This window comes from Bacillus sp. P4_D3 (assembly GCF_056401855.1).
Window position 1 is genome coordinate 1 of record NZ_JBFUIN010000740.1, and the last position, 1485, is coordinate 1485.

Genomic DNA, 1485 nt, shown 5'->3' on the forward strand with positions numbered 1-1485 from the left:
TATAAAACCTGTTTTTCCTTTTTTTATGATATTATATATGAAAAGGATGGTGATGGATATGCCAATGAACAAGCAAGCAGAACAAAACTGCTTTATTTGCGAAAAACATAAAGGAAACATTATAGTTCCAGGTGGTGCTATTTATGAAGATGCTCTCATATACGTTGGGCATGTCCATTGGGATAAAGAAGAAACATATCTTGGTTATGTAATGATTGATATAAAAAGACATGTACCTGGTCTCGCTGAATTAACTGAAAATGAGGCAAAAGCATTCGGGCTGATAACAAGTAGAGTAAGTAAAGCGCTAAAAGAATGCGAAGGTGCAGAACATATTTATACTTTCGTTTCAGGAAATGGTGTACCACATATGCATATGCACATTATACCGCGTTATCCAAATACACCAAAAGAGTTTTGGTCACCGACTGAAGTAGCAAATTGGACTGGTGCACCACATGGAGATTCAGAGAAAATTAAAAAACTATGCGAAAGAATACGAAAGTATATGGTAAATGAGTATGCATACAACAAATAATACACAATATTCATGGGTTGGAAGTAGGGATATGTGTTTAGACGAAATTTCAGTAAAGCAATATGGTGATATCGTACTTGGTAAATACGGCGGGAATATAAGTGCCGGAGCAAAAAAGAATGAAGACGGTGCATTAGTTTGGTCGAATGGTGATTGGGAATTCACCGTTATATTAGACGGACATAATAGTGCAGAAAGTGTTGATTTAGTTGTAAGTACGATTCAAGCAGAATATGAAAATGTAAAAGCGATTATGAATGAACCGATTGAAACAGTATTTCGATCTGTTGAAAATAATATACTTGCAATTTTTCAATCGCAGTCATTTAAAGAAAAATGCGAAAGGGTAAAAGGTGAAACAGCTTGCTTAATATGTGTAAGAAAAGAAAATTACATATGGTGGCTATCTATTGGAGATTGCCTAATTTATGTATTTCATGATGAATTACATAAATTAGGACAATATACATTGAATCAACGCCACTTTTACGAATGGATTGGAAATGTAAACACATTTGATTTACCGGTTCCTTGCTATTCGTCAGGAATTCGTGAACTACGTACTGGAAAGAATCGAATTGTAATGGTGACAGATGGGGTATTGGAATGTGGGGAACGACGATATGAAACACCTGTAAATTTGTATAATGCTATGAATAGAAATAATAAAACACTTAAAGCAAATATTCACAATGTTTTAGAACACGTGCATCATCAGTTGGGACGTGATAGTGCGACAATTATTAGTTGGGACGTTGAAAATAAAAGGAATGCTACGTATCCAAGTGATCAGCCGGAGAAAATCCAGACGATAAGGTAAAGGAGGCGATCTCTCTATTGCATGTGAAAGTGCTTGTATTAGTTTTATGGATCATATTCTTATTTGTCTTAGAACATATAGTGAGAAAATGGCTAAATATACCGAAACAAAAAGGATGGAATAATAA

Annotated in this window: 2 protein-coding genes and 1 pseudogene; all 3 read left to right on the forward strand. The window is 34.7% G+C overall.

The genetic code is table 11. From position 1 onward, the window contains the following. Positions 1–37 precede the first annotated feature (37 nt). Positions 38–538 (forward strand): HIT family protein, encoded by a 501-nt coding sequence (locus tag AC1DTM_RS26155; protein ID WP_080025076.1) that lies wholly within the window; start codon positions 38–40, stop codon positions 536–538. After that, complete coding sequence (locus tag AC1DTM_RS26160; protein WP_477001253.1) at positions 522–1358, forward strand: PP2C family serine/threonine-protein phosphatase; 837 nt, start codon at positions 522–524, stop codon at positions 1356–1358. The genes AC1DTM_RS26155 and AC1DTM_RS26160 overlap by 17 nt, the downstream gene beginning before the upstream one ends. Before the next feature lie 17 nt (positions 1359–1375). Further along, positions 1376–1485 (forward strand): annotated as a pseudogene (locus AC1DTM_RS26165) (DUF4181 domain-containing protein); the annotation flags it as partial.